Annotated in this window: 16 protein-coding genes; 14 read left to right on the top strand and 2 right to left on the bottom strand. The window is 51.7% G+C overall.

Annotated elements, in window-relative coordinates:
- Positions 1–21: 21 nt before the first annotated feature.
- From MKFW12EY_RS05730 to traN, 10 genes are all read left to right on the top strand, one after another.
- Positions 22–840, top strand: coding sequence for a DsbC family protein (locus MKFW12EY_RS05730; RefSeq protein WP_221054154.1), 819 nt, complete (start codon positions 22–24; stop codon positions 838–840).
- Positions 837–1,349, top strand: a complete 513-nt coding sequence (locus MKFW12EY_RS05725) for a TraV family lipoprotein (RefSeq protein ID WP_054758230.1) — start codon at positions 837–839, stop codon at positions 1,347–1,349. The genes MKFW12EY_RS05730 and MKFW12EY_RS05725 overlap by 4 nt, the downstream gene beginning before the upstream one ends.
- Before the next feature lie 131 nt (positions 1,350–1,480).
- A complete protein-coding gene (traA, locus tag MKFW12EY_RS05720) occupies positions 1,481–1,780 on the top strand; it encodes a TraA family conjugative transfer protein (protein ID WP_054758278.1) in 300 nt (99 codons plus the stop codon).
- 119 nt (positions 1,781–1,899) lie between these two features.
- Entirely contained in the window at positions 1,900–2,049 is a 150-nt protein-coding gene (locus MKFW12EY_RS22990) for an RRXRR domain-containing protein (protein ID WP_245006505.1), read from the top strand.
- Positions 2,046–4,460 (top strand): type IV secretion system protein TraC, encoded by a 2,415-nt coding sequence (gene traC, locus MKFW12EY_RS05710; RefSeq protein WP_054758229.1) that lies wholly within the window; start codon positions 2,046–2,048, stop codon positions 4,458–4,460. Before MKFW12EY_RS22990 ends, traC begins: the two co-directional genes overlap by 4 nt.
- Positions 4,450–4,767 (top strand): hypothetical protein, encoded by a 318-nt coding sequence (locus MKFW12EY_RS05705; RefSeq protein ID WP_054758228.1) that lies wholly within the window; start codon positions 4,450–4,452, stop codon positions 4,765–4,767. Before traC ends, MKFW12EY_RS05705 begins: the two co-directional genes overlap by 11 nt.
- Positions 4,768–4,771: 4 nt before the next feature.
- Positions 4,772–5,335 (top strand): signal peptidase I, encoded by a 564-nt coding sequence (gene lepB, locus MKFW12EY_RS05700; protein ID WP_054758227.1) that lies wholly within the window; start codon positions 4,772–4,774, stop codon positions 5,333–5,335.
- On the top strand, positions 5,322–6,530 hold the full coding sequence (locus MKFW12EY_RS05695; protein ID WP_221054153.1) for a TrbC family F-type conjugative pilus assembly protein: 1,209 nt from the start codon (positions 5,322–5,324) through the stop codon (positions 6,528–6,530). Before lepB ends, MKFW12EY_RS05695 begins: the two co-directional genes overlap by 14 nt.
- Positions 6,527–7,558, top strand: a complete 1,032-nt coding sequence (locus MKFW12EY_RS05690; RefSeq protein ID WP_054758226.1) for a TraU family protein — start codon at positions 6,527–6,529, stop codon at positions 7,556–7,558. Before MKFW12EY_RS05695 ends, MKFW12EY_RS05690 begins: the two co-directional genes overlap by 4 nt.
- Entirely contained in the window at positions 7,558–10,341 is a 2,784-nt protein-coding gene (gene traN, locus MKFW12EY_RS05685; RefSeq protein WP_054758225.1) for a conjugal transfer mating pair stabilization protein TraN, read from the top strand. The genes MKFW12EY_RS05690 and traN overlap by 1 nt, the downstream gene beginning before the upstream one ends.
- Positions 10,342–10,354: 13 nt before the next feature.
- Here the strand turns inward: traN and MKFW12EY_RS05680 are convergent, their stop codons facing one another.
- A complete protein-coding gene (locus MKFW12EY_RS05680; RefSeq protein WP_054758224.1) occupies positions 10,355–10,627 on the bottom strand; it encodes an HU family DNA-binding protein in 273 nt (90 codons plus the stop codon).
- A gap of 190 nt (positions 10,628–10,817) precedes the next feature.
- On the opposite strand from MKFW12EY_RS05680, the gene MKFW12EY_RS05675 reads away from it, so the two are divergent.
- The 3 genes from MKFW12EY_RS05675 (at position 10,818) to MKFW12EY_RS05665 (ending at position 15,244) form a co-directional block, all read left to right on the top strand.
- The gene (locus tag MKFW12EY_RS05675; RefSeq protein WP_280637650.1) at positions 10,818–11,981 is read left to right on the top strand and encodes a cysteine desulfurase family protein; all 1,164 of its coding nucleotides are present in this window, start codon (positions 10,818–10,820) and stop codon (positions 11,979–11,981) included.
- 21 nt (positions 11,982–12,002) lie between these two features.
- The gene (locus MKFW12EY_RS05670) at positions 12,003–14,522 is read left to right on the top strand and encodes a DNA phosphorothioation-associated putative methyltransferase (protein ID WP_221054151.1); all 2,520 of its coding nucleotides are present in this window, start codon (positions 12,003–12,005) and stop codon (positions 14,520–14,522) included.
- 86 nt (positions 14,523–14,608) lie between these two features.
- Positions 14,609–15,244, top strand: a complete 636-nt coding sequence (locus MKFW12EY_RS05665) for a hypothetical protein (RefSeq protein ID WP_157199110.1) — start codon at positions 14,609–14,611, stop codon at positions 15,242–15,244.
- On the opposite strand, the gene MKFW12EY_RS05660 is transcribed toward MKFW12EY_RS05665, so the two are convergent.
- Positions 15,128–16,459, bottom strand: coding sequence for an IS4 family transposase (locus tag MKFW12EY_RS05660; RefSeq protein ID WP_054758223.1), 1,332 nt, complete (start codon positions 16,457–16,459; stop codon positions 15,128–15,130). The genes MKFW12EY_RS05665 and MKFW12EY_RS05660 overlap by 117 nt on opposite strands.
- A gap of 48 nt (positions 16,460–16,507) precedes the next feature.
- Between MKFW12EY_RS05660 and MKFW12EY_RS05655 the strand changes: the two genes are divergently transcribed.
- On the top strand, positions 16,508–17,281 hold the full coding sequence (locus MKFW12EY_RS05655; protein WP_172680178.1) for a class I SAM-dependent methyltransferase: 774 nt from the start codon (positions 16,508–16,510) through the stop codon (positions 17,279–17,281).
- Positions 17,282–17,300: the final 19 nt, after the last annotated feature.

Here is a 17,300-nt window from a genome sequence, read left to right as displayed (position 1 = left end):
AACCCGATCTCAAAGGTATTTATGACTCTACGCCAAATTACTCTACTGTTTGCATCGCTATTCGCGGCGTCGATCGCCTTCGCCGCCAATCCGCAAAAACCGGCTGTATCGGATATCGCCGCAGGCCTTTTGTCGATCAAGATCGACGGCATGCAGGACTTGCCGATCTCGGGCCTGAAGATGGTCAAGTCCGGCGAGCAAACGGTGTTTATCTCCAGCAATGGCCGCTTTGCCTTTTACGGCGGCAAATTGATGGACATCTGGACTCAACAGGAGATCAAGGCATTGGCGGATATCGACAACATCGCCAACCGCATCGACCTGTCGCGGATGAAACTCAAGGCCGACGATCTGGGCGCGGTGACCGTCGGGCATGGCAAAGGCCAAGTACTGGTGTTCATCGATCCGCGCTGCCCTTATTGCGGCAAGGTCATGAAAGACCTGCAAGCCTTGAAAGACCAGTACACCTTCAAACTGGTGATGATCCCCATCCTCGGCCCCGAATCGCAAAACCTCGTCGTGCAACTGGCGTGTCAATTAGGGGCGACCGATACCAAAACCAAAGACGCCGTGCGCGACCGCTTGTTGAAACAGGATTACGCCGGCTTGCCGACCGAACCGCCCACTCAGTGCAACAAAGAGCCGCTGCAAAAGGCTGTTGTCACCGCCAAATTGTTCGATTTGAAGGGCGTGCCGTTTCTGATTGCTCCGGACGGCCGCACCCACAGTGGCGCACCTGAGGTGTTAGCCGATTGGTTGGCCGACAAACCGAAACCGTCGCCCAGTCTGGCAACGACGCCCGATACACAAAATCCAAATGCCTCGGAGAAGAAACCATGAAAGCCATTCTCGCCATTTCCCGTTACGGCATCAGTGTATTGCTGATTACCATCACCGCCGGCTGCGCCACCGAATACGGCTGTAAAGGTATGCCGGACGAACCCAGCTGTCTGTCGACTACACAAGCTTACCAGGTGACCAATACCGCCTTACCGGAAACGCCTGCGGAAAATAGCCAGGGATCGGAGTCAGTCTCGAAACCAACACTCGTCCCACCGTTACAACAACCCGTACCCAAGATCGAAGATCCCACTCCGATTCGTACACCCTCCCAGGTCATGCGCATTTGGATCGCCCCTTGGGAAGATGCTGACGGCGATTTGATGGTCTCCAACTACGTCTACACCGAGCTGGAACCTCGGCGTTGGATGATTGGCAAGGCGGCACCGACAGCCAGTTCGTCGTTGATTCCTTTACAAGTCGAGCAACGTCCGCCCGAGAAACGGCCGAGCGTCGAGGCGAATGACGATGATGGTCCTACTCCCCGGCTGGATCACAAATTGCCCTAAGCCTGAATCCCTTTTCACCGCAGGTCTCACACCCCCTGCGAGAGTGAGCGGGCAACCGCTTAAAACCTGCCGGACTGAGCGTCCGAGATTCGACGGGCAACCGTCATTTAACCTGAATGAGGACATTTTTGATGAAAACGTCGTATCGAACCGGGGTCTTGGTCGCCCTGGCATCGTTATTTTTTATGTTGATGGCATCCGACGCCATGGCCGGTGCCGGCGGTACCGAGTTCAACAACGTCTGGACCTTGCTGACCGGCTGGGTCGAAGGCTTGCTCGGCCGCATCATTGCCATCGTGTTCGTCATCGTCGGCCTGGTTGCCGGTGTCGTGCGCGGCAGCATCATGGGCTTTGTGCTGGGGATTGCCAGCGGCGTCGGATTGTTTGCGGCGCCGACCATCATCACCAACATCGTCACCGCCACGATTTAGGCTTAAAGACGATGACCGGTTCAAGTATTGATACCGAGACTGCGGCGGGCAACCGCCGCCCTTGTCAACCGACTAAGGCCATGCGCAGCGTCAAGGTCCAGGCCGCTAACGGCAAACCGATCAATTCCTGCCATCCGGCCAGAGCCCGGCAGTTATCGCGCAAAAAACGTGCGGTTCGTGTTTGCCGACATCCCTTCACGATTCGCTTACATCCGGAATGTCCAGCCGAAGACTTGAAGCAACTTTATGAAGAGGACAAAGCACTATGACCTCATCGCAACGCCCTCGGGCTGACCAGCTATTCACGGTACTGGCCTACGAATATGACCATCATCTCTTCTTGATGGCCGATAGCAGCATTGGCTTTGGTTTTTTATGCCGCCCCATGACCGGCGCCGATGCCAGCGTGTCCGCGCGCGTCAACGTGTTGCTGAACCAAGATTGGCCGACCGACACCTTGTTGCAGGTCAGCCTCTGGACCTCGCCGGATATCGAGGAATCGCTGGCGATCATGCAGACCCGACGTTTAAAGCAGCAAAAGCCAACCTATAAAACCATGACGCAGGCCAGCGTTGAGTTTCTGCGGCGCGGCACGACCAAGGCGCCGGAAGCAATTTCGGGGGCACGTCTCCGGCGCAGCCACATTCTGGTCACAGTCAAACTACCGATGGCATTCCCCCGGCCGAGTGAAGCCGACATCCGCCGGGCCAGCGAATTGCAAATGGCAACGCAACAATCGCTGTCGACCATTGGCTTGTATCCGGAAGTATTGGGCGCCGATCAGTATGTCCGCATCCTGAACACGCTGCTCAACTGGCAACCGGATGCCGGCTGGAAAGACCGGGTGGTGCCCGAGTGTGATCCGACTCAACTGATCCGCGATCAATTGCTGGATTACGACAACGCACTCGAACTGGATGAAAAAGGTCTGTGGCTCGGTAGTAAGCGTGTCAAGACCTTGTCCGCCAAACGCACCCCCGATCATTTTTACTTCGGCAGCGCCAAAAGTTACTTGGGTGACATTCTCTCCGGTACCCGTGGCATCCGCCAGAATACTTTGCTCAGTCTGACCTTGCATTATCCCGATGCCGAATCCACGCGAACCCGTCAGGAAGGCGTGCGGCAATTCATCACCAATCAGGTCAATACGCCAATCGCCCGTTTTCTGCCGGTGCTGGTTCAACGCAAACACCATTTCGATGTGTTGTTCGATGCCTACCGCGACGGCGACCGGCCGATTCGGGCCTATTTCGGCGTTCTGCTATTTTGCGACGAAGCCGAAGAAGCCGCTGCCGTTTCGAATGCCAGGGTGTATTTTCGCGAATTGGGCTTTCAGCTACTGGAAGACAAGTATTTTTGCCTGCCTTTTTTTCTCAATTGTTTGCCGTTCGGCCCCGAACGCTCGGCGATTTCCGATTTGAAACGCTACCGCACCTTGGCCACCCGGCATGCGATTCCTTTGTTGCCTTTGTTCGGCGACTGGGCCGGTACCGGCACCCCAACCCTGAATTTCGTCTCACGCAACGGCGAGCACATGGCCGTGTCGTTGTTCGATACCACCGGCAATTACAACCTGTGTATCGCCGCCGAATCGGGTAAAGGAAAATCCTTTCTGACCAACGAGATCGTCGTCAGCTACCTGACCGAAGGCGCGCAAATCTGGGCGATCGATGTCGGCCGCTCCTATGAAAATCTCTGTGAGGTATTGGAAGGCGACTTCGTTAAGTTCACCCATGGCTCGAGCATTTGCATGAACCCGTTCGAGATCGTGCAAAACTTCGAGGAAGAAGCTGACATGTTAGCCGGTTTAGTCAGTCAAATGGCAGCACCGACTGAAAAGTTGACCGATTTTCAAACCGCGGGTCTGAAGCGGATATTGAAACAACTGTGGACCGAAAAAGCGCAGGCCATGTCCGTGGACGACATTGCCAAGCAACTCTGCGCCGAAACCGACCAACGCCTAAAAGATGTCGGTGAGCAGTTATTCCCCTTTACCACTCGAGGCGAATACGGCCGTTACTTCAACGGTAAGAACAATGCCAAGTTCGCTCGCGACTTTACCGTATTGGAATTGGAGGAGCTAAAAGGACGTAAACATCTACAACAGGTGGTGTTGCTGCAGCTGATCTACCAGATCCAGCAAGAAATGTATCTGGGCGAACGCAACCGCCCCAAGATCGTCATCATCGACGAAGCCTGGGATCTACTCACTGAAGGCGATGTCGCCAAGTTCATGGAACACGGCTACCGTCGGTTTCGTAAATACGGCGGTGCGGCGATAACCATCACCCAGTCGGTCAACGACTTGTACCGCAATGCTGCAGGCCGGGCCATCGTCGAGAACTCGGCCAATATGTATTTGCTCGGTCAAAAAGCCGAAGTCATCGAAGGTATGAAACAGGACCGACGCTTGCCGTTATCGGATGGCGGCTATGAACTGCTGAAAACCGTGCATACCTTGCCCGGTGCTTATTCCGAGATTTTCTTCATCACCGAGATGGGTTCCGGCATCGGCCGGCTGATCGTCGATCCTTACAAACGCATTCTGTTTTCCACCAAACCCGAAGACGTCAATGCCTTGAAGCAGCTGCGCCGGCAAGGTTTGAGTCTGGGCGATGCCATTCAACAACTCATCGACAATCGCAGCAGCAAATCCAGGGAGAGTGCGTATGGATCCTAAATCGCAATGGCTTAGTACCGTGTTGATTTCGCTGTTTCTGGGCAGTATCGGCGGCTGGCTAGCTGCACAACAGCAATTGCAACAGCCGTTGGCGCGCCTGAATCTGGTCACGCCGGTGTTCGTGCTCGATCGGGGCAAGCTGATTCAATCGATACCGCCCAACGCCAGCCAGGAGCAAATGGCCAAGATCGTCGATGACTGGCAGGGGCAGGCCAAAAAGCTCAGTGACGCAGGTTATCTGGTCATTGACTCGACCGCGGTAGTAGCCGCCCCGGCGGATGTCTATGTTCAGCATCAAACCCGGTGAGTCTATGCAATCCAATCATTCAAATGTCGCTATCGCCACGACAACCAATACCAAGCAGAGACCCTATAAAACCCGAGCGGCGTTACTGCGGTTCATCGGGAAAGCTTTACCGATCTTGTTGCTGGTATTGGCCGTTGAACGCTATATCGGTCAACGCTTTCTGATCGGCGGCGACGATCAGGTCGATCGCTGCCTGCCGGACAAATGGGTGTACCTGATCGACACTCACAACAAAGACATCTGGCGCGGCGATTTGATTGCGTTTCGCGCCGAGCGCATGGCGCCTTTTTTCAAGGACGGCCAGATCATCGTCAAAATTGCCGCCGGCGTCACGGGCGATACCGTCCATGTCGACCCAAAGCACACCATGATTAACAACGAACAGGTCATCGACGGTTTGCCATTGTCGGAGAAACTGAACAAAGCCCCCTCCTCTTTCAAACGCCATGAAACGATTCCACCGGCCGCCTATTGGGTGACCGGGCAAACCGACAAAAGCTTCGATTCCCGTTACTGGGGCTATGTCTACGACCATCAAGTGATTGGACGGGCCTATGCGTTGTTTTGATCAAACTCTGGCTCGGCAAATCCGGTCGGTATTCTGCCTGATCTTAGGGGTTCCATTTTTTCCAGCTTTCGCAGAGGAGGCTTGGTTAACACGCTCGCAGGCCATCTTGCAAGCCCTGGAAGGCCAGCCTCGACCCGACTGGTTGAACGGTCAATCCGAACAGTTAGACGTGAAGCGCCAAGCGCAACAAGTATTTGAGGCCTCACAAGCGATTCGCGCAGATGCGCTATCGACAAGATCCACAAAATTGGCAAGCGGCCTACCAACAACGCCTTCGAACAAACCACTCACACTGTTGTTTGTCTCCTTCTCGCTGGGTGAACCTGCACTGAAAGGCATCTTTGAAGAGGCCGCAGATCGGGACGATGTGTTGCTAGTGTTTCGCGGCCCAAAGCCCGGCCAAAAACTACCGGCCTTGATGGCAGACCTCAAGCGATTGCTGAAAGGCATCGAGCCATTACCGAACATCGTTATCGATCCCACCCGTTTTCAACGCTGGTCGGTTGCGTCGGTGCCGGACATCGTCGTCGAACAGGAAGACAAATCCCTTTTACACGTCCGGGGTGTCAGTAGTTTGTCCTGGCTGGACGAGCAGATCAAAGCCGGCAAACAGGGTGAATTAGGAACCTTGGGCGATGTCGGCGAGATTGCCGAAATCGACTTGCTTGAAGAGATCAAACGCCGGATGGCCGCCATTGACTGGAAGCAAAAGCAGCAACAGGCCATCGCTCGATTCTGGGAACAGCAAAAATTTGAAGACTTACCCACCGCTCAGGCCGATCGTGATCGGATTGTGGATCTGACCATCACCGCCCCACGCGATCTAGTTGCACCCAACGGTCAGCTGATTATCCATGCCGGACAAACCGTCAATCCCTTGGACAAGATGCCGTTTGGCTTATGCCTGATGGTATTCGATGCCACGGTGCCAGCTCAAGTTGAGCTGATTCAGCATCAGTCCTGCCAGGACAAACAATCTCGCGTGATGTATCTGGCCACGTCGCTGTCTCGTCATAAAGGTTGGGAGAGTTTAAAGCGTTTGGAAACGACGTTGCAGGCACCGGTGTATTTATTGACACCGGATGTGCGCAGCCGTTTTCAATTACAGCATGTGCCCGCTGTCGTTGAACAATCCGGTAATCGTTTGCTGGTTCATGAACGAAAACTGCCGGCCGCAACCGGAGAACGATCATGAAGCGGTTCGTTTTCCTTTGGGTGTTGGGCGGTTTGATAACCCTGACAACTCCGTTGTATGCCGAAACCACCACCAATAGTGTCGATCCGTTGTGCTCGGACGCCGAACTGTGGTCCGGCAAGCTGATCTCCGATATTTGCTGGAGTTGTCTGTTCCCGATTCGCGCCGCCGGTGCATCGTTGGGCGGTGGCAATGTACCCAGTATCGCCACGGATGAGAAATTTTGCTTCTGCACCGATCCGATGGGCATTCCGGAACTGGGCATGACCATGGGGCTTTGGAATCCGGCGCGCCTAATTGAGGTTGTCCGCAATCCCTGGTGTTCACCGGCGCTGGGCGGTCATAAGTTCAGTGCCTCGAATGTGCGTCTGATCGCCACCACCGGCAAGGCCGACTTCGATGCCAGCGAGATGGCGTTTTTCAATTACCACTATTTCGCCTTTCCGTTGACCATTCTGCTGGATCTGTTCTGGGATGGCCATTGCAACAGCGACGGCTACCGGGATTTCGATTTGCTGTATGTATCGGAGCTCGATCCGACCTGGAACAACGATTTGTTGGCGTTTTTTACCAGTCCGGAAACGGCGTTGTTTGCCAATCCTGTGGCCATTTCAGCCTGTGTCGCCGATGCTGCTGCGGCAGCAATCGGCAGTCCCTTGGATGCCTTGTTCTGGTGTGCCGGCGCTTGGGGACACATGTATCCCTTATCCGGCATCTCGCCGACCAGTTACGGCACCGACCCGCGCATCACCAGCTTGTTGGCTACACGCGCCACGGCCTCCCTGCATCGGCGTGGGCTGGCCTGGAAAACAACCGGCAACGATGCCTTATGCGGCGGCTACATCTATCCCTTCATCCCCAAGTCGCAATATCGGCTATCGATGTTTTATCCGGTCGCCGAAACCGAGTCCAATCACGCCATTGGCGAAACCACGTTCAAGTGGGGTGCGGGACGCACTTATCCGGGGCCGGGTGAAGATCATCTCTACCTGTTGTGGCGTTGGCAGGACTGTTGCGTGGGGCTGTGATGGGCGTCAAGGAGTTATTCGAACCGCAATGTAGGTTTACGAAGACACTGTCTGCAATTTTGTGCGTGACCCTGGCCTGGACGCCTTTTGGTGTGTCCTGGGCCGATGCGATTCAGGCGGCTGGGCGTGATGGCCAACAACTGGGTCAGCAAGTCCTAGATGGTTTTGCGTTTCCGATCGATACTGGCAACAGCACACTGACCTTAAATCCGGGAACAGCTCAGGAAAGCGCCATTTCGATCGGCACGCTGTTTCCGGATACCAATAGCACTTCTACCACGACCAGCGATTTTGCCAATCTCTACGGTAACAATCCCGGCACACTGGCGGCGGGTCTCGATGCACAGACCACCCTGAACGGCGAAACCAGCTTCACCGGCGAAGCCTATCGCACTCTGATCGACAACGCTCACCAGTCGCACCCGGACTTACAAGCCGATCCGATTTGGCGAAACGGCGATCAGGTATTCAGCGACTTCACGCCTTGGGCGCAGTCGTTTTCTGACTGTACTACCGTGACAACGCAAACCGAGACCAATCAGTCGGTCCGTATCCCCGACTATCAGTTATGTCTGCGTCAACCGACCGTACCGCAAAGCTGTACCGCCACTCACCAAGTCCATGTCGAACCCTTGATTCGTTTCGTCAGTGGCGATGGCGGATTTTCCAGTTGCGGGCCGGGCTGCATGGATTTGTATGTCGGCCGGGTCGGTGATGATTATTGGGAATCCGATTGCGGCTTGTTTACCTGGCAGGTCAAGTATGAGGTCTTGCATCCGGAAGCCATCACCAGCGCCACGCTGGAATACGTCAAATACGATGACCACACTCGAGTCTATTACGACAATCAGTTGATCTATACCGGTGCCAGCGGTTGGTTCGGGGATTGCGAGCTTTACACCAGTTGGAACGAATATCCCAACACCAACGTGCTGTATGCCTTCAATAGCAGCGGCATCAAGGTGTTCAAGGAAGAAACCCGCGTCTCTGGACGCGGCGAAGGCTATTCGCGGATTCGCTTGCGCTACGACTTGTCGAAACTGATCACCCAGGACGAATGGAGCTGGGACGGTCCGAATTGTCAGAATCTGGCCAATGCCATTACCGATGGCATCTGTCAGGCCGGCAGCCAATTGAGTTGCACGAACGATCCCGCCAATGCTACGGGTTGTTATGTCGATCCGACTTCGCAGGTGATGGTCTGCGGTACCGATTTGGCACAAGCGCCGGTGGCGAGTTCAAGTGGGATACGAAATACCTGCATGAACATCCAGGCGGCCGGAAACTGCGATTTGAATCAGTACGGTCAATGTTGGACCGATACCGCCGGCACCCACTGTCTGGAGCCACCGACGAACGGTGTGCCCAGTAAGACCTGTGAGTCCTTGGAAACTAAAGGCTGCTCGTTCATCAAAAGCCAATGCACCAGTGTATTGGCCTCGGGTACCTGCTGGGACAGCGTCGATACTTACGACTGCGGGCAAACGGTGGGTGTTCCCGGCATTCAAAGCCACACTCAACAGCAATGCGCTGGACCGATTCGCTGTATGGGCGAAGACTGCATCAGCGTGAATCGCACACAAAGTCAGGATTTCAGCAAGGCAGTCGCCTTACTCAACAGCGCCCAGCAAATGGCGATGGACTTGCATTGCGACTACGCCAATGCCGATCTACAACAAAAGGATCCGACGACGTGCCAAGTATTTCAGGGCAAACCGGCCAGTTGCAAAATGGTCGGTGGCGCACTCAGCCTGGTCGATTGCTGCGAAACGCCCGAGGGAGCCATGGGACTGGGACGTTACATTGATCTGTTGATCGCCACCAGTCAGATGGACAGCGCGGTGATGGCCATGGATAGCACCTCGGCCATTCGAGGCGCTTGGGAAACCATGCGTACCCCGTTCACGTTGGCCGGCGATGCCTGGAACAGTTTTCAGGCGGATTTTGCCTCGACGGTGAATGATTTGGTCGGCACTGACATGCTCAGCACCAGCGACCTTGCCTCGCAAGGCTTGCTCGATTCTCTCAAAGGCGAATTGATGAAATCGGTGGCGGAATGGATCGGCCAGACCTTTGGCGAAGCGGCCGGTAACGCGCTTTTCAGTGCGGGCGGCCAGGCGGCATTCGATTCAGCGGGCAATTTGACCCCGGCGGCCCAATCGGGCGGCGTCGAGTTGGGTGGTGGCGCCGCTGTTGCGGGCGAACTGCTCAGCACGTTGATGACAGCCTATACCGTGGTGATGATCATCATCATGATCATCCAGATCGTCTATTCCTGCGAGGAACCGGAATACGAACTCGCCGCCCAGAAACAGCTCAAAGTCTGCACGGACTTGGGCACCTATTGCGAGAGCAAGGTGGCTGGCGTGTGTTGGGTGCGCAAGGAAAGTTACTGCTGCTACAACTCGCCGCTTGCGCGCATTCTCAACGAACAAATCAAACCGCAGTTGGGCATGGATTTCGGTACGCCGGAAAGTCCGACTTGTACCGGCATCAAAGTCGCAGACCTGGATCGCGTGGACTGGACACAGGTCAACCTGGACAAATGGTTGGCCATTTTGGCTCAGACCGGGCATTTGCCGTCCGCCGCCAATGCCTCATCCATGCTCAATCTCGATCAACTCACCGGGACGGGAAGCCGGCTCAATCCTCAGAAATACGGCGCAGCCTCCAGCGGCCGGCAAGACACATTAACCCGCACCCAAGGCCGGATGACCGATCTGGATGTCACCACGGTGAAACGACAGTCGGAACTGGAAGGCTGGGGCATGGGGCCGCAATGATGCGGCCTAAACCTTACTGAACGGCGTCTTTCAGGGCTTTGCCGGCTTTGAAACCAGGCAGTTTTGCAGCGGCGATCGTAATGGCTGCACCGGTTTGCGGATTACGACCTGTTCGCTCTGCACGCTCTTTCACTTCAAAAGTACCGAAGCCTACTAATGCTACAGAATCTCCAGCTTTCAATGCGGTTTGGATGGATTGGATAAGTCCATCCAGTGCCCGGCCTGCGTCGGCTTTGGTCAGGTTGGCGTGGCTGGCGATGGCGTCGATGAGGTCGGATTTGTTCATACTGGAATTTGTTTTGAGTTAATAAAAATTTTGAACCTGCAATAATCATTTTACATCACTATAGATATAGTGACGTCCCCAACCATTTTTTCAGAGAGGTAATTAGTCACTTCAAAATTATGTATAACTTCATATTCCAAGCGAAGGCATATATTATTGACCTATTCCTAACAACAACACATCAATTATCTTGGCAAATCAGATTTACCTAGACTACGCGGCGACCACCCCCATGGCGCCCGAGGCTGTACTAACTCTTTGCGGCAGCCTTACATTAGACGATAACTTCGCAAACCCTGCGTCGTTACAGCACGCTTTTGGTGAACGAGCCAATGATCTGGTTGAAAACTCCAGAACAAACATGGCGACCTGCCTGAACTGCAAGCCCGGCGATTTGATATTCACGTCCGGCGCAACGGAATCCAACAATCTAGCGATCAAGGGTATCGCGCTCGGCTATCGAAGTAAGGGACAACACATCATTACCTCGGCGAGTGAACACAAAGCCGTATTAGATACTTGCAAGTATCTTGAATCGATAGGTTTTAGTGTAACTTACCTGCGCCCAGATTTAGAAGGCCAAATCAGCGTTGAACAAGTGCTGTCAGCGATCACTAGCGAAACCATTCTTGTCTCATTAATGCAGGTCAATAACGAAACGGGCTACATTCAAGATATTAATCAAATTGCAAAAGCTCTAGAACAAGAAGACGTGTTTTTTCATGTCGACGCCGCCCAAAGCGCTGGCAAACTGCCACTTGATTTATCCGAAACGCCCATCGATTTACTTTCGCTTTCTGGGCATAAATTTTATGGCCCGAAAGGCATAGGCTGCTTGTTTGTTAGAAATCGAAAAAAGATCAATCTCACTCCATTACTGCATGGCGGAGGCCAAGAGCACGGATTAAGGCCGGGAACACTGCCCACTCATCAAATCGCCGGCATGGCAACCGCATTTGAATTAGCCAACGACACCCAGAAAGCAGATTACGCACACGCTGTAGCGTTACAACACGCTTTAACCAAGCAACTGAACAAGCTAGACGGCGTATATTTCAACGGTGATCAAGAGCACAAGCTACCCAATATCATTAACGTCAGCTTTGAACAGATCAGTGCCGACTCGTTGATCATTGCACTTAGAGACGAGATTGCAATATCGTCAGGATCGGCCTGTAACAGTGGCGCGGTCGAAGCCTCACATGTCTTAAGAGCCATGGGCATTGAAGGGGATAGGCTTTATGGCGCAGTGCGGATCAGTTTTGGACGTTACACTTCCATCGAAGAAATCGCCTGGGCCGGACAACGCATCGTTGAAGAAGTCACCCGCTTACGGGAACTGGCATTGGAATAATTGGCGACAGGATATAACCCCATGCTTGGCAAGAAAGTACTTAACAACGTTTATTGGCATTGCAGCCTAACCGAATCGCAAAAGAGCGAAGTACAACAGACTATCAAGGCCGCCGAGGCGTTAGCCAATTTACAACCGAGCCATGATTACAATGTCGTCAAATACGATGGCAAATCCAATGTGCTGTCATTACTTTGGTATCCCAATTTCTTTGAAGACCCATTTCCCGCCCTAGAAAAGAGTTACCGCATTGACCTAACGGCGCAAAGAGTCGAAAAACGCAGCTATCAAGCCTCATTTAATCCGCCGATTTTACATCGTAAGGAATTGTTAGTCGGTAAAGATGCTCCTAACATCGAGCAGTTTCGCCAGTTAACGGAGACAGCCGAACAGCTTGGGCTATTCGAAAATCCGATACAAATCGGCTTCAAACAAGCTTGGGAGGCTTTAATAGCCGAAAAAGGCTTTCAGCTCATTGATTACCAGTTTGTACCGATAGGCAACGACGAAACTACCGATAACGTAAGGCTTGAATTATCCGAAAGCGCAAGCATTTCCCGCCATCTCACGGCACTTTCCCGCAGTAATTTATCCGCCCCAATGCAATGCTTAGCGCGTCATGGATTTTTAGACGGCTCGTTAAGCGTATTCGATTACGGCTGCGGAAAAGGCGACGATATCCGCAATCTTTCGGCAAACGATATTACCGTGTCCGGCTGGGATCCACATTACGCCCCCGACCAGCCCAAGCAAGCCGCCGACATTGTTAATTTAGGCTTCGTGATCAATGTCATCGAAAACTACCAAGAAAGACTGGAAGCATTAATCGGCGCTTATGATTTGGCTAACCAAGTGTTAGTGGTTTCCGCCATGCTATTTAATCAGAATGCATTCAAAGGCCAAGCTTTTAACGACGGCGTCATCACCCAACGCAATACCTTCCAGAAATACTTTACCCAAAGCGAACTAAAAGACTTTATATCGGAAACCTTAGAAACGGACACTATCCCGGTCGCCCCAGGCATCTTCTTCGTTTTTAAAAATCAAGACGCGGAACAACGCTTTCTACTCGGCCGGCAACGTAGCCAACGCAACGTTTTACGCCTATCGCGTAGACCTGTTTCACCGGCGGAGCCTAAACTTTCTCGTAATGAGAAAAAATATCTGGCTTACAAACACCTTCTCGACCCGCTGTGGCAGAAAATTCTGGAGCTTGGGCGGCTACCCGACAAATCGGAAGTCGATTCGCTGGTTGAACTCACCGAAGCCTTTGGCACCGTCAACAAAGCCATTCGCTTTACGCTAGACAACAATGACGAAGCGCTGTTCGAGCAAGCCCAGCAAAGCAAAATCGAAGACTTAATCACCTATTTCGCGTTACAGGCCTTTTCCAAACGCAAACCCTACAAACATTTAGAAGCGGGGTTACAAAAAGACATCAAGGCCTTTTTTGGCGATTATCCAAATGCCATCGAAACAGCCAAATCGATTTTATTCAAGATTAGCAATGCCGAACTCATTGCGGCAGCCTGCCAACACTCGACAGAACAAGGCCTAGGATATCTGGATGAAGGCGAGGCGTTGCATCTGCACACCAGCATGGTTCAGGAACTACCGGCTTTGCTGAGGATATACATCGGCTGCGCCACGATTTTGTATGGCGATATCGAACAAACGGATTTGATAAAAATCCACATCCAATCCGGCAAATTAAGCTTGATGCGCTACGACGATTTTGAGGATCAACCTATTCCGCGCTTGCTGGAGCGCGTCAAGATCAATCTGCGAGAACAAACATTCGATCTCTACGAATACGGCGAAGAATTTGAACCCACCTACCTGTATGTAAAGTCCCGCTTTATCAATGAGGAATTCCCGCACTACGCCGAACAGCTAAATTTTGATGAGCAATTACTGGCCTTAAACCTATTCGACTTAAGCGGTTACGGTCCCAAACCGGAAGAATTTCGGCAAACATTAGCCCGTGCACGCTGGGAAATCGATGGCTTTGAACTGATTCGTAGTCGTTCAACACCCGATCTAGATGAACCGTGTGGAAACTATCTGACGTATAGACAACTCATCGAATGCGGGGAAACTCAACAAGCCACAGGTATACCCAATCTCCCCAAACAAGCCGATAGCTATAACGCGCTATACGATCTAGCGATCAATATACTCGATCCCGTAATTGATTATTTCGGTATGATCAGGCTGTCCTACGGCTTTTGTTCACATGAATTGGGTAAGCACATTAAAAAACGGGTTGCTCCGAAATTGGATCAACATGCCGCGTATGAACTGAACAGCAAGAAAAACCTAATTTGCCCGCGGCTTGGTGCTGCAGTTGATTTCATCGTTGACGATGAAAACATGCGGGAAGTCGCCGATTGGATTGCCGAAAATATGCCTTATGATCGGCTGTACTTTTATGGCGAAGACCGGCCCATACATGTCAGTTATGGGCCGGATAATAAAAAAGAATATGTAGATATGCTCCTTACAAAAACCGGAATTATCATACCAAAAATAAAGAAATAGTTATGATTAATCTATTTTTAAGACAACATCGCTTCTTTTAAATATTTAAATAATAGCGTAATTGATCACAAACCCAGGAAAGTACAATGATAAATCCATTTAATTGGGATGTGGAAGTCGTAAAGGCTTGGGGGCCAATTTTAGTTGGATTAACCACTGTTTTAATAACTCTTTTTATTCAATCTAAACAAAACAAGCGACAAAATGAATTAACATTAGTAACTTTGAAGATAACACAACAAACACAAGAAAGAGATGAAATTATTAGGCAGTTAACAAAGTTTTACGGCCCTCTTCGTGAACTTAGGATTCAATCAGTTCTACTATATGACAAATTTGCGTTAAAAACTCGTCTAGAGCATAAGAAAAATAAACTTCCGTTTCGAACTCTCACATATCTTGTTGCTAGCGGTTTACGACAACTTTCACAAACCGATAGGGAATTACTCGATCAAATAGTTGCCATTGGAAAACAGTCACTCGAACTGATTGAGCATGAAGCAGGCGTAGTCGATCAACCCGCACTACGTCAATTGCTTGGACAATGGGGAGCACATATACGACTTTTGGAAATGGCTGCAAAAGATGAGCTAAAAGGCATCCTTTTATACATAACCCTGCGTCTCTCTCACGGCGCGAATGCCCATGGCGAAGTCCATGACGCGCTGCAGACCTTGCCAGAGACTTTTCACGCCCGGTTCACCGTCGCCCTTGCGCCCTAAAAAGCCACCAAAGCTGGCAATTACTCGGATGGCCTCATTGAGTTTGGGCGGTGCCGGCGGCAAGGGCTTTCGAGCTACCAACCAAGCGGCTTGCCATTCTTCCCGGTCAAACACGATCTCGCAGTCCATATCCGGACAGCTCCGGCCCAAACGCATCAGAAAGCCGATTCGCCAGGCCACGATCATGAACAAACTCAGCGCTAATTCGATGCGCGGCATCGCCGCTAATTGCAAGGCTTCCACCTGACAGCCGTTTTTCAAGATGTTGAAAAATATTTCGATCTCCCAGCGGCAGCGATACCAGTCGATTAGGGTCGCCGCCTCGGCCAAAGCCGGTGCTTCGCGATTCGTCAGTAGACGCCATTCCACAGGTTTTTCACCGGTCGGTGGATCGACTTCCGTGGCCTGCAGGGCGGTCACTTCAAACATCTCCTTATTGGCAGTTGGCAGACTCACGCGTAACGCACGGATCTGCTGGACAATCGGCCGTCCTTTGCGTCCCGGGCGCGGCGGCAAATAGAATTGCAGTTCGCCCAGCACCTCGGTTTCCGCGACCCGATCCCAACATTTACCGCTGTCGTCCGGTAATTTCCGGTTGTGTTTGGCGCGAATCAGCCAGTCGGCCGAGTGGTTCAGCGCATGAGCCCGCTGCATCAGCGCCAATATGTCGCCCTCGCGATCCGCCACATACACCAAGCGCGTATCGGGCAGTTCCTGGGCGCGTTCGGCGATGCGTTCGTAACCTTCTATCCAGCGCACGCTTTCCGAAATGCCGGGGCGTTCGCCCTGTTCGTCTTTCGCTTCCCGTGCCCACATCCAGGCATCAATGACACCCAACGGTAAGCGCTCCGGGGTGACCGCAAACGTCGGATGCAGATACATGCCGCGCTGAGCTTCATAGGACAAGGGGCCCAGTCCGTCGGCGCTTCGACCATTGAAGTCCAGTTCGGTCGTATCCTGTAGGCAAAGCACCACCGGATGGCTTTGCATCCGGGTCTGCGTACAAGCCATATGCGGTTGCAGAATATCTTGCCATTCCAGCGCTTCTTGCGATAAAAACCGGTAGGCGGCGACGGTCTCGGCCCAGCCACCACAAGCCGCCGGAATACTGGCTGACGGCTTTTCCGACAATCGCCGCAACAACTTGATCGACCGTGCATTCAAGCGTTGGTCGCCTAAATCGATCCCTGACAGTTCTTCCGCTACCCAACCCATTTCTTCCTATTCACTTGCAAATAATCGGATCATATCGCTAGATTTGAGTTGTGTATAACGAGATGGCTAAAAGGGGATCCAGAAATATATGACGATATTGTATTCCCTCGTGCAATTGACGGTGCATTAGAAAGTGCAATTCTTCGTCTCGAGGATCGTTTAGCAGAATTATCAGGCAGAGGTACAGAGCACTTCATTCAGGGTCCAAATGTACATCAAAAAAGATTAAAAAATTCTATCTCATATTATGATCGATTCGCAGATGAATATCGAGAAGGAACAGCCCATTTAAATTTAGATCATCTATGGAGTCAATTTATATCCTATTTACCACGAGGTGGACGTATTTTAGATGCTGGATGTGGAGTTGGCCGGGACACAAGACACTTTATTCAGTCAGGGTTTATTGTCGTATCCATTGATGCATCTTGGCAAATGGTATTAAAGTGCAGAGAAAATCCTTACAGTTATTGTTTATGGATGGACTTCAATGAATTAGAATACCATGAAGAATTTGACGCGGTTTGGTCATGTGCTTCTCTCGTTCATACACCACACGATCAGGCAAGTAATTTCATTGATAAATTTGAAAGATCCGTAAAACCAGGAGGTATAATTTTTGTTTCTGTAAAATACGCCCCCATATTAAAATCATTTGATAAAAACGGAAGAACTTTTTACAATTATGATGACATCAACTATAGCGCTCTTTTCCAGACAAATAAGCACCTAATATTAGAGACTATGTGGGTGAGCTTCTCAGAACGCTCGGAATCAAATGATAAAGTAAAATGGCTGAATATTATTCTAAGGAAACTTTAGAATATCTACAATTTTCGGT

The sequence above is a fragment of the Methylomonas koyamae genome, from assembly GCF_019669905.1.
Lineage (GTDB): Bacteria > Pseudomonadota > Gammaproteobacteria > Methylococcales > Methylomonadaceae > Methylomonas > Methylomonas koyamae.
The sequence above is the reverse complement of the archived record's forward strand: the minus strand, read 5'-3'. Positions and strand labels throughout refer to the sequence as shown.

Coding starts and splice junctions, on each gene's coding strand:
- MKFW12EY_RS05730 (WP_221054154.1), top strand. CDS start 22: ATGACTCTACGCCAAATTACTCTACTGTTTGCATCGCTATTCGCGGCG.
- MKFW12EY_RS05725 (WP_054758230.1), top strand. CDS start 837: ATGAAAGCCATTCTCGCCATTTCCCGTTACGGCATCAGTGTATTGCTG.
- traA (WP_054758278.1), top strand. CDS start 1,481: ATGAAAACGTCGTATCGAACCGGGGTCTTGGTCGCCCTGGCATCGTTA.
- traC (WP_054758229.1), top strand. CDS start 2,046: ATGACCTCATCGCAACGCCCTCGGGCTGACCAGCTATTCACGGTACTG.
- MKFW12EY_RS05705 (WP_054758228.1), top strand. CDS start 4,450: ATGGATCCTAAATCGCAATGGCTTAGTACCGTGTTGATTTCGCTGTTT.
- lepB (WP_054758227.1), top strand. CDS start 4,772: ATGCAATCCAATCATTCAAATGTCGCTATCGCCACGACAACCAATACC.
- MKFW12EY_RS05695 (WP_221054153.1), top strand. CDS start 5,322: ATGCGTTGTTTTGATCAAACTCTGGCTCGGCAAATCCGGTCGGTATTC.
- MKFW12EY_RS05690 (WP_054758226.1), top strand. CDS start 6,527: ATGAAGCGGTTCGTTTTCCTTTGGGTGTTGGGCGGTTTGATAACCCTG.
- traN (WP_054758225.1), top strand. CDS start 7,558: ATGGGCGTCAAGGAGTTATTCGAACCGCAATGTAGGTTTACGAAGACA.
- MKFW12EY_RS05680 (WP_054758224.1), bottom strand. CDS start 10,627: ATGAACAAATCCGACCTCATCGACGCCATCGCCAGCCACGCCAACCTG.
- MKFW12EY_RS05670 (WP_221054151.1), top strand. CDS start 12,003: ATGCTTGGCAAGAAAGTACTTAACAACGTTTATTGGCATTGCAGCCTA.
- MKFW12EY_RS05665 (WP_157199110.1), top strand. CDS start 14,609: ATGATAAATCCATTTAATTGGGATGTGGAAGTCGTAAAGGCTTGGGGG.
- MKFW12EY_RS05660 (WP_054758223.1), bottom strand. CDS start 16,459: ATGGGTTGGGTAGCGGAAGAACTGTCAGGGATCGATTTAGGCGACCAA.